Source organism: Bradyrhizobium sp. JR3.5 (genome assembly GCF_054057015.1).
This window is the reverse complement of the sequence record NZ_JBSRYV010000002.1, coordinates 6027711-6044744: the sequence shown is the minus strand read 5'-3', so window position 1 is coordinate 6044744 and position 17034 is coordinate 6027711. Positions and strand designations below refer to the sequence as shown.

At 64.6% G+C, this 17034-nt stretch carries 17 protein-coding genes and 2 pseudogenes; 8 read left to right on the top strand and 11 right to left on the bottom strand.

The genetic code is table 11. The features are described from left to right. Positions 1 to 157 precede the first annotated feature (157 nt). The 3 genes from ACVWW1_RS45645 to ACVWW1_RS45635 are packed head-to-tail and all read left to right on the top strand — an operon-like array spanning position 158 to position 1640. Complete coding sequence (locus tag ACVWW1_RS45645) at positions 158 to 733, top strand: thiamine pyrophosphate-binding protein (protein WP_456660399.1); 576 nt, start codon at positions 158 to 160, stop codon at positions 731 to 733. Positions 734 to 741: 8 nt separating this feature from the next. Further along, positions 742 to 1344, top strand: a complete 603-nt coding sequence (locus tag ACVWW1_RS45640; protein WP_456660398.1) for a thiamine pyrophosphate-dependent enzyme — start codon at positions 742 to 744, stop codon at positions 1342 to 1344. A gap of 53 nt (positions 1345 to 1397) precedes the next feature. After that, the gene (locus tag ACVWW1_RS45635; RefSeq protein ID WP_456660397.1) at positions 1398 to 1640 is read left to right on the top strand and encodes a DUF7660 family protein; all 243 of its coding nucleotides are present in this window, start codon (positions 1398 to 1400) and stop codon (positions 1638 to 1640) included. A gap of 104 nt (positions 1641 to 1744) precedes the next feature. Here ACVWW1_RS45635 and ACVWW1_RS45630 read toward each other — a convergent pair whose 3' ends face one another. From ACVWW1_RS45630 to ACVWW1_RS45615, 4 genes are all read right to left on the bottom strand, one after another. Beyond that, positions 1745 to 2806, bottom strand: coding sequence for a ketopantoate reductase family protein (locus ACVWW1_RS45630; RefSeq protein WP_456660396.1), 1062 nt, complete (start codon positions 2804 to 2806; stop codon positions 1745 to 1747). A gap of 181 nt (positions 2807 to 2987) precedes the next feature. Next, positions 2988 to 3377 carry a DUF1236 domain-containing protein gene (locus ACVWW1_RS45625; protein ID WP_456660395.1) on the bottom strand — a complete coding sequence of 130 codons (390 nt, stop codon included), beginning with the start codon at positions 3375 to 3377 and terminating at the stop codon, positions 2988 to 2990. 217 nt (positions 3378 to 3594) lie between these two features. Next, positions 3595 to 4377, bottom strand: a complete 783-nt coding sequence (locus ACVWW1_RS45620) for an NYN domain-containing protein (protein WP_456660394.1) — start codon at positions 4375 to 4377, stop codon at positions 3595 to 3597. 153 nt (positions 4378 to 4530) lie between these two features. Next, positions 4531 to 4938, bottom strand: coding sequence for a hypothetical protein (locus tag ACVWW1_RS45615; protein ID WP_456660393.1), 408 nt, complete (start codon positions 4936 to 4938; stop codon positions 4531 to 4533). Positions 4939 to 5307: 369 nt separating this feature from the next. Between ACVWW1_RS45615 and ACVWW1_RS45610 the strand changes: the two genes are divergently transcribed. Both ACVWW1_RS45610 and ACVWW1_RS45605 read left to right on the top strand, forming a co-directional pair. Beyond that, entirely contained in the window at positions 5308 to 6720 is a 1413-nt protein-coding gene (locus ACVWW1_RS45610; protein ID WP_456660392.1) for an MFS transporter, read from the top strand. A 116-nt stretch (positions 6721 to 6836) separates the two neighbouring features. Further along, positions 6837 to 7592 carry a GntR family transcriptional regulator gene (locus ACVWW1_RS45605; protein ID WP_176532406.1) on the top strand — a complete coding sequence of 252 codons (756 nt, stop codon included), beginning with the start codon at positions 6837 to 6839 and terminating at the stop codon, positions 7590 to 7592. A 4-nt stretch (positions 7593 to 7596) separates the two neighbouring features. Here the strand turns inward: ACVWW1_RS45605 and ACVWW1_RS45600 are convergent, their stop codons facing one another. The 7 genes and pseudogenes from ACVWW1_RS45600 to ACVWW1_RS45570 all read right to left on the bottom strand — a co-directional run bounded on the left by ACVWW1_RS45600 (position 7597) and on the right by ACVWW1_RS45570 (position 12853). Then, positions 7597 to 8058 (bottom strand): zinc-binding dehydrogenase, encoded by a 462-nt coding sequence (locus ACVWW1_RS45600; RefSeq protein ID WP_456660823.1) that lies wholly within the window; start codon positions 8056 to 8058, stop codon positions 7597 to 7599. Positions 8059 to 8293: 235 nt separating this feature from the next. Then, a pseudogene (locus ACVWW1_RS45595) lies at positions 8294 to 8626 on the bottom strand (alcohol dehydrogenase catalytic domain-containing protein); the annotation flags it as partial. 117 nt (positions 8627 to 8743) lie between these two features. Next, a complete protein-coding gene (locus tag ACVWW1_RS45590; RefSeq protein ID WP_456660391.1) occupies positions 8744 to 9052 on the bottom strand; it encodes a DUF6166 domain-containing protein in 309 nt (102 codons plus the stop codon). A 28-nt stretch (positions 9053 to 9080) separates the two neighbouring features. Further along, a complete protein-coding gene (locus ACVWW1_RS45585; protein WP_024579640.1) occupies positions 9081 to 9278 on the bottom strand; it encodes a hypothetical protein in 198 nt (65 codons plus the stop codon). 12 nt (positions 9279 to 9290) lie between these two features. Then, a complete protein-coding gene (locus tag ACVWW1_RS45580; RefSeq protein ID WP_456660390.1) occupies positions 9291 to 9668 on the bottom strand; it encodes a hypothetical protein in 378 nt (125 codons plus the stop codon). Further along, positions 9655 to 10452, bottom strand: coding sequence for a sterol desaturase family protein (locus ACVWW1_RS45575; RefSeq protein ID WP_456660389.1), 798 nt, complete (start codon positions 10450 to 10452; stop codon positions 9655 to 9657). The genes ACVWW1_RS45580 and ACVWW1_RS45575 overlap by 14 nt, the downstream gene beginning before the upstream one ends. 271 nt (positions 10453 to 10723) lie before the next feature. Continuing rightward, complete coding sequence (locus tag ACVWW1_RS45570; protein ID WP_456660388.1) at positions 10724 to 12853, bottom strand: acetate--CoA ligase family protein; 2130 nt, start codon at positions 12851 to 12853, stop codon at positions 10724 to 10726. Positions 12854 to 12997: 144 nt separating this feature from the next. On the opposite strand from ACVWW1_RS45570, the pseudogene ACVWW1_RS45565 reads away from it, so the two are divergent. From ACVWW1_RS45565 to frc, 3 genes and pseudogenes are all read left to right on the top strand, one after another. Then, positions 12998 to 13767 (top strand): annotated as a pseudogene (locus tag ACVWW1_RS45565) (GntR family transcriptional regulator). An 87-nt stretch (positions 13768 to 13854) separates the two neighbouring features. Next, a complete protein-coding gene (gene oxc, locus ACVWW1_RS45560) occupies positions 13855 to 15588 on the top strand; it encodes an oxalyl-CoA decarboxylase (RefSeq protein ID WP_456660387.1) in 1734 nt (577 codons plus the stop codon). 61 nt (positions 15589 to 15649) lie between these two features. Beyond that, positions 15650 to 16927 (top strand): formyl-CoA transferase, encoded by a 1278-nt coding sequence (gene frc / locus ACVWW1_RS45555; protein WP_456660386.1) that lies wholly within the window; start codon positions 15650 to 15652, stop codon positions 16925 to 16927. Positions 16928 to 17034: the final 107 nt, after the last annotated feature.

The window sequence follows — 17034 nt, the reverse complement described above, 5'->3', positions numbered from 1 at the left end:
CCCTTGATCGTTACCGCCTGTATCGCACGCCGGTTCGGCGCTGCGATGGCCGAATTGCGCAGATCGCGTTGCGGCCGCGACATGTTGACAATCACATGCACCGCGTCAAGTTTCATGGCGCAAGCGATCATCAGCGTCGCGCGAGAGGGAGAACAGGATGGCGGCCGCGGAACAAGCCTCGTCCAAGGATAAAGCCAAGGAAAAGTCCCAGGATGCGGCGACCACCTGGCACGGCATCGTGCTGCAGACGCTGAAGCGGAACGAGATCAAGCTGGTGCCCTATGTGCCCGACCGGGTGCTGACCACGCTGATCAACGACCTGCACGCCGATCCGTATTTCACGACGTTTCCGACCGCGCGCGAGGAAGAGGCCGTTGGCATCGTCTCGGGCGCCTGGATGGCGGGCACGCGCGGCGCGGTGCTGATGCAGACCTCGGGCTTTGCCACGCTTGCCAATGTGCTGGCCTCGCTCGCGGTGCCCTACCAGATCCCGTTGATTATGTTCGTCTCCGAGCGCGGCACGCTCGGAGAGTTCAATTACGGCCAGGCGCTGGTCTGCCGCACCATGCGCCCGGTGCTGGATTCGCTGGCGATGGAACATCACACCATCACCCGGCTCGACGAGCTCGAATTCATCGCCGACCGCTCGATCAAGCAGGCCGTCACCACCCAGGCGCCGGTGGCGCTGATCCTCTCGCCGCTGCTGACCGGCGGCAAGACCTTCGACAAGTGAGATCAGCCATGACCAGCACACAAGCGCGCAACACCAAGGTGATGAACCGCTTCGATCTCACCCAGCGCCTCGTCGCCGGGCTGAAGGACGAAGCCGTGATCGGCGGCATCGGCAACACCAATTTCGATCTCTGGGCCGCCGGCCACCGCCCGCAGAACTTCTACATGCTGGGCAGCATGGGACTTGCGTTTCCGATCGCGCTCGGCGTCGCACTGGCGCAGCCGAAGCGCCGCGTGTTCGCGCTGGAAGGCGACGGCTCGCTGCTGATGCAGCTCGGCTGTCTCTCGACCATCGCGACCTTGGCGCCGAAGAATCTCACCATGGTGGTGATGGACAACGGCATCTACCAGATCACGGGCGCGCAGCCGACGCCGGCGGCTGTTCATACCGACATCGTCGCGGTCGCGCTCGCCAGCGGGATCGCGAACAGCTCATGGGCCGCCGACGAGGACGATTTCGAGCGGCTGATCGAGCAATCGAAACAGACCCTCGGCCCGACCCTGATCGGCGTCCGCATCGACGACAAGCCCGGCACCGGCACCACCCGCCGCGACCCCGTGCAGATCCGCGAGCGCTTCATGCACGGGATGGGAGTGAGGCAGTTGCTGTAGGCACCTATTTAGTTGACAGGGGGCGCAGCCGCCCGGCGCGTGGAGAATTCTGAGTGAACAGCTCATCTGTCTCGTCGAAGGACGATCTTGCAGATTTTATCGAAGCCATGAAGCAGGACTTCGATAAGAACTCGCATGAGTGGGAAAATCCAACAGTGGACCGCTTTCTTGAGGCGATGGCATCATGGGTCCGATCGATGGATAACTATTATCGTAATACTGGGAAGGCGCCTGTCGTATCCCCGACCTGGTCGACCTTCGCCGACATTCTGGCAGCTGCAAAAATCTACGAATAGACGGAATAGCGTTGACGGTGCATCGTGTGCACCGAACGTATTCGGCAGGCAAAGCCTGTTCGACATTACACAATGACGGTAATCAACCTTGAGGTGGTCGCCGCTCAATTCATCCGCAATTCCGTGATGTGCCGGGGATCCGGCGCGAGCTCGCCGCGTTCGACACGCTTGACGATGTCGGTCAGCACGGCGTTGGCATTGCAGGCGAGGCCGAGCTTCTCGCCCTCGCGCACCACGAAGCCGTTGAGGAATTCGATCTCGGTGCGGCGACCCTTCTGCATGTCCTGGCCCATCGAGGGGCGCTGCGCCGATGAGGTGCGCTTACTATCCTTGAAGCGCTGCTCGTCGCAGGCGCGCGCCGCGGCCTCGTCGCCCTCGCCGGCGCGCGCGATCGTCTCCGGCGGCAGATGCAGGATCTCTTCCAGCTGATAGCCCTGCGCCTGGCCGACGCGGATCGCCTCGCTGCCGAGCCGCGTCGAGAAGCGGCGCAGCGGTTCGCTTTGCAGCACCTCGCCGCCGGCCAGGCCCGTGCAGGCCGAGAGCCCGTTGCCCATCACGTTGGCGACGAGCTTGGACCAGCGCTCGCCCCAGAGATTGCCGGTCACCTTGGCGCTATCGGAGTAGCCGACCAGGCGGCAAACCTCCTCCGCCCGCGCGGTGATACGGCCATGCACCTCGCCGGCGCGAAACACGGTATGCGCCGCCCCACCCTTGCCGGCGCCGCGGTGGATATGGCCGGGCTCGGGCAGATTGACGGTGATGCTGCTCGCGATGCAGCCGAGCGTCTTGCCCCAGCCGACGATGCCGGCGATCGTTTCCTCATTCATGCAGTTCTGCAGCGACACGACGTAGCCGTCAGCCGCCAGATATTGCCGGATCAGCATGGTCGCCCAAGCCGTGTCGTAGGACTTCATGCAGACGAAGGCGATGTCGACCGGCTTCTCTTTCGCCAGCTGCTGCGCGTCGGTGACGTGCAGTGCGCGCACCGGCACCGAGAACTCGGGGACATCCATCGCGTGCGTGACGCGCAATCCGTGCTTGCGCATGTGCTCGACATGCTCGGGCCAGGGATCGATGAAGGTGACGTCCTCACCCGCCTGCACCATATGCGCTCCGACATAGCCGCCGACCGCACCCGCGCCGACGATCGCGATCTTCCGACCCATGTTTTCACCCTGCTCTTGATTGAGGCGGCCGCTGGCTGCGCCCGCTTATTGCGGACCAGTCTAGGGGATCGGGCCGGCAGGCCAACCAGGCACCTCATGAAAAAAGCGGGCCCGTGCCATGCGAAAATCCCCGCGAGCGATGAGCCCGCGAGGATTTTTGCAGTTGGAAATATCAGCGCGATCAGTCGATGATCTTGACGATCCGGCGGGTGCGCGGCTCCACGATCACGCGGCGATCATTGACGATCGCGTAGCGGTATTCGGTGTAGCGCGGCACCGGGCGCAGCACGACGGTGTCGGGCAGCGACTCGCCGACCACGACGCGCTCACGCACCACGACCGACGGTTCGTCGCGCGGGATCGAGGTGATCACCGCATTCGGAATCTCGAGGCCGGCGCCGACCGCAGCACCAACCGTGCCGCCGACGATCTCGCCAACCGGGCCTGCGATCTCGCCACCGGTCCGCGCACCGTTCGCGGCGCCCGCTGCAGTCGTGGACTGTGCGAAAGCCGAGCCGGACGCGAGCAGCGACGCAGCGGCGACAAGGGACACGGCAAAACGCTTGTTCATGATTCTCCTCCTCCGAGCTATGAGACGCCCCTTCAACATCGCAGGGAACGAGACGTTCCAGTTCCAACGCGACAACTTGCGCGCAAATTCCAGTTCCGCAGCAACTCGCCTCAGTTCCAGCAAAAATGAAAATGCCGCTCCGGATCGTCCCCAAAGCGGCATTCATCGTTGGTTCAGATTCAGAGATGGTTCAGAGCAGTAGCGCGCTGCGCGCCGTTCATTCCGGCGGCTTTTGATCGGCTCGTCGTCTTGGCGTTCGCCGTCTTGGCGGCGGTGCCGCCGCCTGCTTGATGCGGATTCGCGTCGTCCCGCCCTTGGGCTGTTCGATCTCGAAGGCATTTGTCCTGCGCACCAGTTCGCTCAGGGTGCGGAAGCCGTAAGTCCTTTGATCGAAATCCGACGCCAGATTGGCCAGCTGCCGTCCGACCTCGCCAAGCGTTACCCAGCCGTCTTCGCTGGCCATCTGGCCGATCACCTTCTTGAGGATGGGCGTGGCGGCGTCCGGCGGCTGCAACGGCTGGGCGCGTACCGCGGCGTCCTGATTGCTCGTCACCCCGCCGCGCAAATTCTCGGTATAGACGAACCTGCGGCAGGCCTGCCGAAAACTCTCCGGCGTCTTCTGCTCGCCGAACCCGAACACGTCGATGCCGTGCTCGCGGATGCGGGCGGCAAGCCGGGTGAAATCGCTGTCCGACGACACCAGGCAAAAGCCATCGAACCGGCCGCTGTGCAGCAGGTCCATCGCGTCGATCACCAGGGTGATGTCGGATGCATTCTTGCCGGTCGTATAGGCGAATTGCTGCTGCGGGATGATGGCGTGCTTGGCCAGAATGTCGGCCCAACCCTTGGACCTCGGATTGGAGAAGTCACCATAGATGCGGCGCACGCTGGCCTCGCCGATCTTGGCGATCTCCTCGAACAGCCCATCGGCGATCCTTGCAGATGCATTGTCGGCGTCGATCAGGACCGCCAGACGGGGCGAACGGAGTTCGGAAGGCATGGCTTCTCTCTGCTGGGATGGGATGGATCAAGATTCCGCTGACGGCTCCGGAACCGACGCAGCCGTCGCATCGGAGCACATCGCGCGTCCCAAGCATAGGGTCGGTGGCATCGCCGGGACTTTCGCGGCGAAAGCCACCCTCGGGCGGTGTGGTCAGAGCACCTCGCCCAAATCGATCGCGCGCCTCGCGAACTCGATGGCCTTCTCCGCGGTGATCGCATCCGCTGTCGTCGTTGCCTCGTCGCGCACCGACGGCGGAGACGCGATCCGGATCTTCTTGCCGTTCGACCGGCGGATGGTCGCGCGCCAGCGATCGACATCGCGCCGGTAGGCATCGATCACAAAATCCCGATAGGTGACGCCGCTCATGAGCGGCTGAAGGGACGCCGCTTCGAGACCGGCCGGCCGGCTTGCGACATCACGCACCATCTCGACAATCATCTCGACGGCATGTTCACGCGCGGCGCCGGTCGCGTCCCTGAGCAGATAGCTCACCGCCGCGCCGATCTGCGCCCGTGCGCGATCGTCGCTCGCAAAATCCGAATCGACCTGAACTGACATGATGGGGAAAACGCCTCCTCCGGACCCAATATCGGATACCTCCAGGCATCCGGTACGTCGCCACCACGAGACCTTTTAGTCGGCCCCCATTAAAGCCGGATTATCGGACAGGCCCCGATTTCTCGGATGCCGTTAACCGGGCTTTGATGCCGCTTCGGAAGGTGTCCGAAGCGGCATCGAACGTCGATCGGATCACAGCAGGCCAGCGCCGCGCGCCGATTTGTCCCCGGCCCTGTCCGGCGCGGAGGCCGGCTCGCTCCTGCCAGTTCACGCGCGTGATCACCAATTGACATATTACTGCTATCCGTGTGACATTTTATGAAACAGGGCCGACAAGAACCCGGCAACGTCCATCTGGGGGGGACACCAATGACCATTTCCGACGTCACCGCAGCGGCCGGAAGCCGGGCTCCGGCCGCCGTCGCGCGCACCGCGCAAGCGCAGCAGGTCGCGGACATCGCGGCGCGGCTCGAACGCCTGCCGCTGACCTCCTATCAGCAATGGATATTCGGAATCATCGCGACCGCATGGTTCTTCGACAGCATGGACCTGGCCGCGCTGACTTTCGTGCTCGGCTCGATCCGCCAGACCTTCGGCCTGTCGACGGCGGAAGCCGGGCTGCTGTCCAGCATGAGCTTCCTCGGCATGTTCATAGGCGCCGCGTCCGCGGGCCTGCTGGCGGACCGTTTCGGCCGCGCCCGCGTCTTCCAGGTCAGCATGATCTTCTGGGGCTTGGGCAGCCTGTGCTGCGGTCTCTCGACGACGGCGACCGCGCTAGGCGCATCGCGCCTGCTGCTCGGCTTCGGCATGGGCATGGAGTTTCCGGTCGCGCAGTCGATGGTCTCGGAGATCATGCCGGCCCGCAACCGCGGCCGCTACATCGCGTTCCTCGAAGGGTTCTGGCCGCTCGGCTTCATCGCATCGGGCCTGTTGACCTACTTCGTGCTGCAGGCCGCCGACTGGCGCTGGGTCTTCATCATGCAGGCGATCCCGGCCGTGTTCGTGCTCGTGGTGCGACGCTACGTTCCGGAATCGCCGCGCTGGCTCGCTTCCCACGGCTATTCCGAGCGGGCCGAAGCGACCGTGCGCGACATCGAAAGCAGGGTCCGCGATCGTCTCGGCAGCAAGGAGCTGCCGCCGGTGGTGCGCCAGGCGGCCGCACCCGCGTCGGAAGTGACCGGCCTGAGGACGCTGTTTTCGGGCATTTACGCCAAGCGGACCGCGATGTTGTGGACCTTGTGGTTCTTCGCCCTGCTCGGCTTCTACGGTCTGACCACGTGGCTCGGCGCGCTGCTGCAGGCCAAGGGATTCCCGATCACCAAATCGGTGTTCTACACCATCCTGATCTCGCTCGCGGGCATTCCCGGCTTCCTGGTCTCGGCGTGGCTCGTCGAATCCTGGGGCCGAAAGGCGACGCTGGTGATGAACCTGCTCTGCGGCGCGATCGCCTGCCACTTCTACGGCTCGGCGGCGGACCAGACCCAGCTCATCATTGCCGGCCTCTGCATGCAGTTCTTCCTGTTCGGCATGTGGTCGGCGCTCTACGCCTATACGCCTGAACTGTACCCGACCCATGTCCGCGCCACCGGAACCGGTTTTGCCTCGGCGATCGGCCGAATCGGTTCGCTGATCGGCCCCTATGTGATCGGCGTGATCCTGCCAGCGGCAGGGCAGAGCGGCGTGTTCGCGCTGGGCGCCGGCGCGTTCGTGGTGGCGGCGCTGGCGGTGCTGTTGCTCGGCGAGGAAACCCGCGGCCGGACGCTGGAGAGCATTTCGCACTGATGATGCGCCGCTGTTCGCTGCACGCGGCCGGATTCGGTGTAGCGCCCGTCGAGCGGCCTTGTCACTGCCAGCGGGGCGTGTGAGATATCTGCTGTACAGCAGCACTCAAGATCCCGATGGCAGATTCGAACAAGCGATCCAGCACGGTGCGCGCCCGCGCAGCAGGAAACCGCCGGCCGGCGCGGCCATCGTCCGCCGCCGCCAAGCCGCGCGCTGCCGCGCAGGCCCGCCTCCCGCAAGGCGACGTCACCCTCACCGATCGCGCCTATGCCGAGCTGGAAGAGCTGATCGTGACGCTGCAACTGCCGCCCGGCACCGCGCTCTCCGAGCTCGTGCTCGCCAAGCGGCTCGACATCGGCCGCACCCCGATCCGCGAGGCGCTGCAGCGGCTGTCGCGCGACGGCCTCGTCAACATCCTGGCCCGTCGCGGCGTGCTGGTGTCCGAGATCGACCTGCGCGCCCAGCTCCGCCTACTCGAAGTCCGCCGCGAGCTGGAACGGCTGATGGCGCGCGGCGCCGCCGAGCGCGCCACCAGCGAGCAGCGCGCGCAATTCTCTGAGATCGCCGCCGGCATGCGGCGCGCGGCAGAAAAATCCGACGATCTGCTGTTCATGCGGCTGGATCACCAGTTCAACACATTGATCTCGGCCGCGTCGCGCAACGAGTTCGCCACCCGCGCCATGGGCCTGATGCACGGCCTGTCGCGCCGGTTCTGGTACCAGCACTACAAGGAAGCGGCCGACCTGCCGCTCGCGGCGCGGCTGCATGCCGACGTCGCCGAAGCCGTCGCCGAGCGCCGCGTCGACGCCGCGGGCGCGGCGTCCGACAGCCTGATCGACTATATCGAAAGCTTTGCGCGTTCGACGCTGTAATCCCTCAAAGTTCGACGACCGTGCGGATCGAGCGGCCGCGCCGCAGCGCCTCGAAGCCATCATTGATGCCGTCGAGGCTGCAGCGGCCGGTGATCAGCTCGTCGAGTTTGAGCCGGCCGTCGAGATAGGCCTGCGCCAGCAAGGGGAAGTCGCGCCGTGGCCGCGCGCCGCCGTAGCTCGAGCGGCGAAATCGCTTCTCGCCCATCAACGCGCCCCAGCGGAAACTCACGTCTTGCGTGACGTCGATCTTGCCGAGCCAGATCACCTCACCGCCCGGCCGCACCGCCTCCGCGGTTTGCCGGAAGGCGTTGGGATGGCCCGCCGCCTCGAGGATGACGTCGGCGCCCCGCCCGCGTGTCGCCTCCTTGGCGAACCGGACCGGGTCCTCGCGCGCCGCGTTGACGACTTGCGTCGCGCCGAGTTGCCGCGCCAGCGCAAGCTTTGCATCGTCGAGGTCGACCGCGATAACAGCACCGGCGCCGGCGAGCCGGGCCGCCCTGCACCGCTGCCAGCCCGACCGCGCCGCAGCCGGTGACCATCACGGTATCGCCATAGCCGATGGCGGCGACGTTCAGCGCGGCGCCAACGCCGGTCATGACGCCGCAGCCGATCAGGCACGCACGGTCGAACGGAATGTCCTTTGGCACGACGATCGCCTGCTGCGCCGGCAGCACGAGGTATTCCGAGAATGCGCCGAGGAACATCAGGTGGGCCAGGCTGCCGCCGCCCGCGAGCTGCGCCTTCGACGCACCGTCGAAATGCACGCCTTCCGCGCCCCTGGCGAGATAGCTCTCGCACAGGATCGGCTGCGCGCGGTCGCAGTGAAAGCAATGCCCGCAATGCGGATTCCAGGACAGGATCACGTGATCGCCGGCGCGCACGTCATGCACCGCGCTGCCGACCTGCTCGACCACGCCGGCCGCCTCGTGCCCGAGGATCATCGGCAAGGGATAGCGCAGCGATCCGTCGATCACCTCCAGATCGGTGTGGCAGAGCCCCGCGGCACGCACTTTCACCACGACGTCGGTCGGCATCGGTGCAGCAAGCGAAACGCGCTCGATGGAGAGCGGCGTTCCGCTTTGATGCAGCACCGCCGCGCGACAGGTCAGGGTCATCTCAAAGAATTCTCCGGCGGAGAAATCCGCGTCGGGTCAGGCCGCTTGTTCGGATCGCAGTGCCGCGACCGCCTCGTCGAGATCGGCCGAGGAGAGCTCCCATTCATTGCCGAAATTGGCGACGATGCGCCGCATGAAGCTCTCGTGCAGCGCCTTCGCCGCGGCCGCGTCGTGCAGATGATCATAGAGCAGCGCGAAGGCCAGTTGTGCCGGCTCGGGCCCCTCGTAGCTCCATTCAAATCCGTGTTCGGTGAGCCGAAGCTGGTCGTAATGCGGTGACAGCGGCTCGCCGTCGACCAGCACGGAAATGCCGTCGATGGTGCGGTCTCCGGCATAGCTCGCCATGCGAGTCTCCCTGTGCTGCAGCATCATGTCAGGATCCCGGCGGACGCATCTTGAGGTCCTTCTTGACGACCTCGGGGAAGATCCACATCGCGACCGTAGCGAATACGCCAAGGAAGGCGACCGCGTAGCTCGGTCCCTGCTGTCCGAGATAGACCATGAAAAAATATCCGCAGGCCGCCGTGGCGAGGCACGCCAGCGACAGCATGAGCTTGATGTGGCTTGGCATCGAGACCTCCCTTCAGGTCATCCAGATGTGAAACGACGGTGCAGCCACGCCGACCAGCAGCGCCAGCGCCGCAATCATGGCGCAACATGACAAGCGCAATCCCACGCGTCCGTCGCGCCACCATTCCGGCAGCGCCTGAAACAGCCCGGGCAGGAACAGGAACAGCACACCGCCTACCACAACGACGGTGGTCCAGCGCAGCTCGATCAGGGCGAATGCCAGCGTGCCGGCGAGCAACATCGCCCATAATGCGGTCGTCATCGTCACCGGCAGAACGGCGCGTCCGCGCAGCGGATACATCCCGGCCAGCTGCAGGAAGCCGATGCAGCACACGCTCCACAGCAGGCCGAACCAGGCGAGGCCGGCGAGATTGGGTTCAAGCTGCGGCATGCGGCACCGATTGCTCCTTCACCACGACCCGCGGCGTCCTCGCCGTCCGTCGCATGTCGGTCTTCACATAGCGCGTGCTGTAGCCGTTGAAGATGTGGCCAAGCAGGCCGCGATTGAGATCGGAGGTGCCGAACACATAGTCCATCACCGGGAAGGTCAGGTTCATGTTCCGCTCCATCATGATCGACTGGTTGTGATGAGCGGTATGATGCCGGCGGATGGTGTTGACGAACGGCATGTTGCGCACGAAGGCATTTTCATCGACGTGGCAGCAGAAGTGCATGAATTCGTAGATCAGATACATCGACGTCGTCGTGGTGATCAGCAGCCAGCCGGTATTGGCCGAGATCACGAGACCGGCGACGATCGCCGGCGGGATCGACATCAGGGTAAACACCACGAGCGCATAGGGCGGGAAGAAGGTGACGCGCCAGTCGTGATGGTCGGCGAAGCGCATTTCCTCCTCGGTGAAGAACTGATGGTGCATCAGGGTGTGGCGGCTGTAGATCGCGCGCAGCAAGGGCACGTTCGAGGGCCGGTGCATGACGAAGCGATGCACCGCCCATTCGAAGAAGTTCGCAATCAGGAACACCGCCGGAATGGTGAGGTATTCCCACCATTTCACGTCGTGCACATTGGCCAGGTAGACGTACAGCGCGGTGAAGCCGATCGTGTAGATCAGCACGACGTGCAGCCAGCCATTGTACCAGCCCACCACGCGCTCGCGGTAGGTCGCGCGATATTTGCGCTGGCGGTCGGTCATCCCTGTTGCAGCCAACTCCATCGCGGCACCTTCCATCATTCTTATCTGACATATCAGTAGCACATCAGTCACGGAAAGCAAGCTGCCTTGACGGGCAAGACGCGGTCGAGAAAAAAGGGATGGCGCGCGGAACCGGCGCAAGACGGAGCAGGAAAGCCCGGGCTGATTTCGAACGATCGGGCTGATGTCGCCCATCCCCCCATCGCCGGCAAAGGCCCGAATGGAGCGCCCCAATAAAAAGCCGCCCCGGACGATGTCCGAGGCGGCCTCTGGTGTTCGGCAGATCAGACGATCAGAGCAGTCCCGCGCCGCGGGCCCACTTGTACTTGGCGCCGAGCACCTCGACCGGCAGCTCGGTCGAATAGGCGTAGGCCGGAATGCCGTTCTGATAGAGATACTCGGCGGCTTCCTCGACTTCGACGTCGCCGGCGAGCGAGGCGACGATCGGCTTCACGAAGCCCTTGGCCTCCATCTCCTTCTTCACCTCGACCATGTTGCGCGCGAACACCATCGGCGGCGTCACGATGGTGTGCCAGTAGCCGAGGATCAGTGCGTGGATGCGCTCATCGGAGAGACCGAGCTTCACGGTGTTGACATAGGTGATCGGCGGCTCGCCGCCGGTGATATCCACAGGATTTCCAGCCGCGCCGAACGGCGGGATGAACTTGCGAAACGCCGCATCGAGATCCGGCGGCATCTGCATCAGCGACAGGCCGTTGTCGACGACGGAGTCGGAGAGCAGCACGCCGGAGCCGCCGGCGCCGGTGATGATCAGGACGTTCTCGCCCTTCGGCGTCGGCAGCACCGGCACGCCGCGGGCGAACTCGAGCAGCTGCCGGAGCGAGCGCGCGCGGATCACGCCGGACTGCTTGAACACGTCCTCGTAGATCTTGTCGTTGCCGGCGAGCGCGCCGGTGTGCGACGACGCCGCTTTCGCGCCGGCCGAAGTGCGGCCGGCCTTCAGCACGACCACCGGCTTCTTCTTGGAGACGCGTTTGGCGGCCTCGGCGAAGGCACGGCCGTCCTTCAGGTCCTCGCAGTGCTGTGCGATCAAATTGGTGTTCGGATCCTGCTCGAAGAAGGCGAGCAGATCGTCCTCGTCGATGTCGGACTTGTTGCCGAGGCCGACGATCGCCGACACGCCCATCTTGGCCGAGCGCGAGAAGCCGATGATCGCCATGCCGATGCCGCCCGACTGCGACGACAGCGCCGCGTGGCCCTTGACGTCATAGGCAGTGCAGAACGTGGCGCAGAGATTGGCCGGGGTATAGTAGAAGCCGTAGATGTTCGGCCCCATCAGGCGGATGTTGTACTTCTTGCCGACCTCGACAATCTCGGCCTGCAATTCAGGCGCGCCGGCTTCGGCAAAGCCCGAGGGAATCAGCACCGCGCCCGGGATTTTCTTCTCGCCGCACTCGACGAGCGCGCCGGCGACGAACTTCGCCGGAATCGCGAACACCGCCGTGTCGATCACGCCGGGCACGTCCTTGACGCTCTTGTAAGCCTTGTAGCCGAGGATCTCCGCGGCCTTCGGGTGGATCGGATAGATCTCGCCCTTGTAGCCGCCGTTGATGAGGTTCTTCATCACGGAGTTGCCGATCTTGCCGTCCTCGGCGGAGGCGCCGATCACCGCAACGCCCTTCGGCTGCATGATGCGGCTCATTGCGGCGACGATTTCCTCGGTCGGGCGCGGCGCTGGACGCGGCTTGTAGTCGAAGTCGACGACGATGCGGACGTCGGCGGCGATCGCGTTCTTGCTGGTCGCGAACACCGGATTGAGATCGAGCTCGACGATCTCGGGGAAATCGCTGACCAGCTGCGACACCTTGACGATGACATCGGCGAGCGCCTCGCGGTTGACCGGCTCGCCGCCGCGGACGCCCTTCAGCATCTCATGCGCCTGGATGCCGTCGAGCATCGACAGCGCATCGTCCTTGGTCGCGGGCGCGAGGCGGAAGGTGATGTCCTTGAGGATTTCGACCAGCACGCCGCCGAGGCCGAAGGCGACCAGCTTGCCGAACGAACCATCGGTGATCGAACCGACGATCACCTCGGTGCCGCCGCCCAGCATCTGCTGGACCTGGATGCCCTCGATCTTGGCATCGGCCTTGTACTTCTTGGCGTTGGCCAGAATCGTCTCGTAGCTCTTCTCGGCGTCCGCGGCGCTCTTGACGCCGACCACGACGCCGCCGGCCTCGGTTTTGTGGAGGATGTCGGGCGAGACGATCTTCATCACCACCGGGAAGCCCATATCGGTGGCGATCCGGGCGGCCTCAGCGGCCGACTTGGCGACGCCTTCCTTCGGCACCGGAATGCCGTAGGCGTCGCAGACCACCTTGCCTTCGGGCGCGGTGAGGCTCGTGCGCTTGTCGGCCCTGACCGCATCGAGAATTTTGCGGACCGCATCCTTCGAATTTGACATTGGCTTCCTCCTGGGACAGATTTCGTGGCATTTGGTATGCCAAAAACGTAATTGTCAAGGTCGGTCGACGTGCAAAAATATCGAAAAATGTGGGCAGCTTGACATTCTGGTATTTGGCATGCCAAAAATCTAAGGTACTTTCTTCTGCTAAGAAGACGTCTCCAAGAGGAGGAGACGAGTCGTGCCAGAACCGAAACAGACCAAGGCGTCGCCCACTATGGCTGACACAGATATCGCCATCGTCCGGATCGCGCCGGAGACGAGCTTCAAGAACAAGGCCTATGAGGCCTTGAAGGAAGCGATCCTGAAGATGGACATCTACGCGACGCCGGAGCCGGTGATGCTCGACGAGCGCGCATTGTCCGAGCGTCTCGGCGTCAGCCGCACGCCGATCCGCGAAGCGATCGCGATGCTCGAGCAAGACGGATTCGTAAAGACCGTGCCGCGCCGCGGCATCGTCGTGGTCCGCCGCACCAAGGCGGAGATCGTCGACATGATCCGCGCCTGGGCGGCGCTGGAGAGCATGGCGGCGCGGCTGATCACGACCACCGCGCGCAAGAAGGACATCTCGGCGCTGCGCGACTTCTTCAAGGACTTCAGCGACGATCGCCTGCCGCAGGATCACGTCGAGGAATATTCCAAGGCCAACATCGCCTATCCACCAGGCGCTGATCTCGCTGTCGGAATCACCTGTGCTGGTCGACCTCACCAATGACCTGCTGCTGCATGTGCGCGGCTATCGCCAGCTCACGATCGGCCGCAAGGACCGCACCGCGACCTCGCTGCCCGAGCATCTCGGGATCATCGAGGCACTGGAAGCGCGCGACACCGAGCTCGCCGAAAAGCGCGCCCGCGATCACACGCTCGGCCTTGCCGCCTATGTCGAGGCGCACGGCCAAGAATTATTCACATAGAGAACCGTTCACGTAAGTTTGAGAGTCCACCCGCTTCAGACGACGATCAGATCGTCCGAACCAAGAACGATCAGGGAGACGATGCCGATGCTGAATACCGCTACGAAGTCCGAGGCACCGGGCACCGAGCAGGAATTGACCGATGGCTTCCACCTCGTCATCGATGCGCTCAAGCTCAACGGCATCGACACCGTCTATGGCGTGCCGGGTATCCCGATCACGGACCTGGGCCGCATGGCCCAGGCGGCGGGCATTCGCGTGCTCTCGTTCCGCCACGAGCAGAATGCCGGCTATGCGGCCTCGATCGCCGGCTTCCTGACCAAGCGTCCCGGCGTCTGCCTCACGGTGTCGGCGCCCGGCTTCCTCAACGGCCTCACGGCCCTTGCCCACGCCACCACCAACTGCTTCCCGATGATCCTGATCTCGGGCTCGTCCGAGCGCGAGATCGTCGACCTGCAGCAGGGCGACTATGAGGAGATGGACCAGCTCGCGATCGCCAAGCCGCTCTGCAAGGCGGCGTTCCGCGTGCTGCACGCCCAGGACATCGGCATCGGCCTTGCCCGCGCGATCCGCGCCGCGGTGTCGGGCCGTCCGGGCGGCGTCTATCTCGACCTGCCCGCAAAGCTGTTTGGCCAGGTCATGGACGCGGCGGCCGGCGAGAAGTCGCTGGTCAAGGTGATCGATGCTGCGCCGGCGCAGCTCCCTGCCCCGTCGGCGGTCAAGCGTGCACTCGACGTGCTGAAGAACGCAAAGCGCCCGCTGATCATCCTCGGCAAGGGCGCAGCCTACGCGCAGGCCGACGAGGCGATCAAGAATTTCGTCGAGAAGAGCGGCGTACCGTTCCTGCCGATGAGCATGGCCAAGGGCCTCTTGCCCGATCTGCATCCGCAATGCGCGGGTGCGGCGCGCTCGACCGTGCTGAAGGAAGCCGACGTCGTCATGCTGATCGGTGCCCGCCTCAACTGGCTGCTTTCGCACGGCAAGGGCAAGACCTGGGGTGAAGCTCCGAAGAAGTTCATCCAGGTCGACATCGAGCCGAAGGAAATGGATTCCAACGTCGAGATCGTCGCCCCCGTGGTCGGCGATATCGGCTCCTGCGTGTCCGCCTTCCTCGACGCCATGGGCGCCAACTGGTCGGCCGCACCGGGCGACTGGCTCGCCACCGTGGCGAAGAAGCGCGACGACAACGTCGCCAAGATGGCGCCGAAGCTGATGAACAACGCCTCGCCGATGGATTATCACGGTGCGCTCGGCGCGCTCCGCACGATCATCGCGGAACGTCCCGACACCATCTTCGTCAACGAAGGCGCCAACACGCTCGACCTCGCCCGCGGCGTCGTCGACATGCACAAGCCGCGCAAGCGGCTCGACGTCGGCACCTGGGGCGTGATGGGCATCGGCATGGGCTATTCGATCGCGGCCGCGGTCGAGACCGGCCTGCCCGTGCTCGCGGTCGAAGGCGACAGCGCGTTCGGCTTCTCCGGCATGGAGGTCGAGACCATCTGCCGCTACAAGCTGCCGATCTGCGTCGTGATCTTCAACAATGACGGCATTTATCGCGGCACCGACGTCAACAGCGCGGGCGAGGATCCGGCAACCACCGTGTTCGTCAAGGGCTCGCGCTACGACAAGATGATGGAAGCCTTCGGCGGCGTCGGCGTCAACGCCACCTCGCCCGACGAGCTGAAGCGCGCGGTCAATGCGGCGCTGGATTCCGGCAAGCCGACCTTGATCAACGCCGTCATCGACCCGGCGGCGGGCTCGGAGAGCGGCCGCATCGGCAACCTCAATCCGCAAAGCGCGCTGAACAAGAAGAAGTAACCCCCCTAACCCCAATCACTCCCTGCGGGTGCAGGGGCAGACAGAGTACGGAGCAATAGATATGACCAAGGCGCTCAAGGGCGTTCGCATTCTCGATTTCACCCACGTCCAGTCGGGTCCGACCTGCACGCAATTGCTGGCCTGGTTCGGCGCCGACGTGATCAAGGTCGAGCGTCCCGGCGTCGGCGATATTACGCGCGGCCAGCTGCAGGACATCCCGAACGTGGACAGCCTGTATTTCACCATGCTGAACCACAACAAGCGCTCGATCACGCTCGACACCAAGAACCCGAAGGGCAAGGAAGTGCTGACCGCGCTGATCAAGCAGTGCGACGTGCTGGTCGAGAATTTCGGCCCCGGCGTGCTCGATCGCATGGGCTTCCCCTGGGAGAAGATCCAGAGCATCAACCCGAAGATGATCGTCGCCTCGATCAAGGGTTTCGGCCCCGGCCCGTATGAGGATTGCAAGGTCTACGAGAACGTCGCGCAGTGCACCGGCGGCGCCGCTTCGACCACCGGGTTCCGCGACGGCTTGCCGCTCGTCACCGGCGCGCAGATCGGCGACAGCGGCACCGGGTTGCACCTCGCGCTCGGCATCGTCACCGCGCTCTATCACCGCACCCACTCCGGCAAGGGCCAGCGCGTCACCGCGGCGATGCAGGACGGCGTGCTCAACCTCGCCCGCGTCAAACTGCGCGACCAGCAGCGCCTCGCCCACGGCCCGCTCAAGGAATACAGCCAGTACGGCGAAGGCATCCCGTTCGGCGACGCGGTGCCGCGCGCCGGCAACGATTCCGGCGGCGGCCAGCCCGGCCGCATCCTGAAGTGCAAGGGCTGGGAGACCGATCCCAACGCTTACCTCTACTTCATCACCCAGGCGCCGGTCTGGGAAAAGATCTGTGACGTGATCGGCGAGCCGACCTGGAAGACCGATCCGAACTACGCCAAGCCGCCGGCCCGCCTGTCGCGCCTGAACGAGATTTTCGCGCGCATCGAAAAGTGGACGATGACGAAGACCAAGTTCGAGGCCATGGAGATCCTGAACAAGGACGACATCCCCTGCGGCCCGATCCTGTCGATGAAGGAGATCATCGAGGACCAGTCGCTGCGTGCGACCGGCACGGTAGTCGAGGTCGACCACCCGACCCGCGGCAAGTACATCTCGGTCGGCAACCCGATCAAGCTGTCGGATTCGCCGAGCGAAGTGGCCCGCTCGCCGCTGCTCGGCGAGCACACCGACGAGATCCTGCGCGAGGTGCTCGGCTTCAGCGATCACCAGGTCGCCGAGATCCACGACTCCGGCGCGCTCGATCCGCCGCGCAAGCAGGCCGCCGAATAACGGCCTGCGCTCAATCAAAACGACAAATGGCCGCGGACAACCGCGGCCATTTTTGTTCCGGCTGCTCGTCTGACCTCCGCGCATCAATGGCGGACATTGATGAGCTC

Coding starts and splice junctions, on each gene's coding strand:
- ACVWW1_RS45575 (WP_456660389.1), bottom strand. CDS start 10,452: ATGGAGTTGGCTGCAACAGGGATGACCGACCGCCAGCGCAAATATCGC.
- ACVWW1_RS45645 (WP_456660399.1), top strand. CDS start 158: ATGGCGGCCGCGGAACAAGCCTCGTCCAAGGATAAAGCCAAGGAAAAG.
- ACVWW1_RS45610 (WP_456660392.1), top strand. CDS start 5,308: ATGACCATTTCCGACGTCACCGCAGCGGCCGGAAGCCGGGCTCCGGCC.
- oxc (WP_456660387.1), top strand. CDS start 13,855: ATGCTGAATACCGCTACGAAGTCCGAGGCACCGGGCACCGAGCAGGAA.
- frc (WP_456660386.1), top strand. CDS start 15,650: ATGACCAAGGCGCTCAAGGGCGTTCGCATTCTCGATTTCACCCACGTC.
- ACVWW1_RS45590 (WP_456660391.1), bottom strand. CDS start 9,052: ATGGCGAGCTATGCCGGAGACCGCACCATCGACGGCATTTCCGTGCTG.
- ACVWW1_RS45580 (WP_456660390.1), bottom strand. CDS start 9,668: ATGCCGCAGCTTGAACCCAATCTCGCCGGCCTCGCCTGGTTCGGCCTG.
- ACVWW1_RS45570 (WP_456660388.1), bottom strand. CDS start 12,853: ATGTCAAATTCGAAGGATGCGGTCCGCAAAATTCTCGATGCGGTCAGG.
- ACVWW1_RS45640 (WP_456660398.1), top strand. CDS start 742: ATGACCAGCACACAAGCGCGCAACACCAAGGTGATGAACCGCTTCGAT.
- ACVWW1_RS45620 (WP_456660394.1), bottom strand. CDS start 4,377: ATGCCTTCCGAACTCCGTTCGCCCCGTCTGGCGGTCCTGATCGACGCC.
- ACVWW1_RS45625 (WP_456660395.1), bottom strand. CDS start 3,377: ATGAACAAGCGTTTTGCCGTGTCCCTTGTCGCCGCTGCGTCGCTGCTC.
- ACVWW1_RS45605 (WP_176532406.1), top strand. CDS start 6,837: ATGGCAGATTCGAACAAGCGATCCAGCACGGTGCGCGCCCGCGCAGCA.
- ACVWW1_RS45630 (WP_456660396.1), bottom strand. CDS start 2,806: ATGGGTCGGAAGATCGCGATCGTCGGCGCGGGTGCGGTCGGCGGCTAT.
- ACVWW1_RS45585 (WP_024579640.1), bottom strand. CDS start 9,278: ATGCCAAGCCACATCAAGCTCATGCTGTCGCTGGCGTGCCTCGCCACG.
- ACVWW1_RS45615 (WP_456660393.1), bottom strand. CDS start 4,938: ATGTCAGTTCAGGTCGATTCGGATTTTGCGAGCGACGATCGCGCACGG.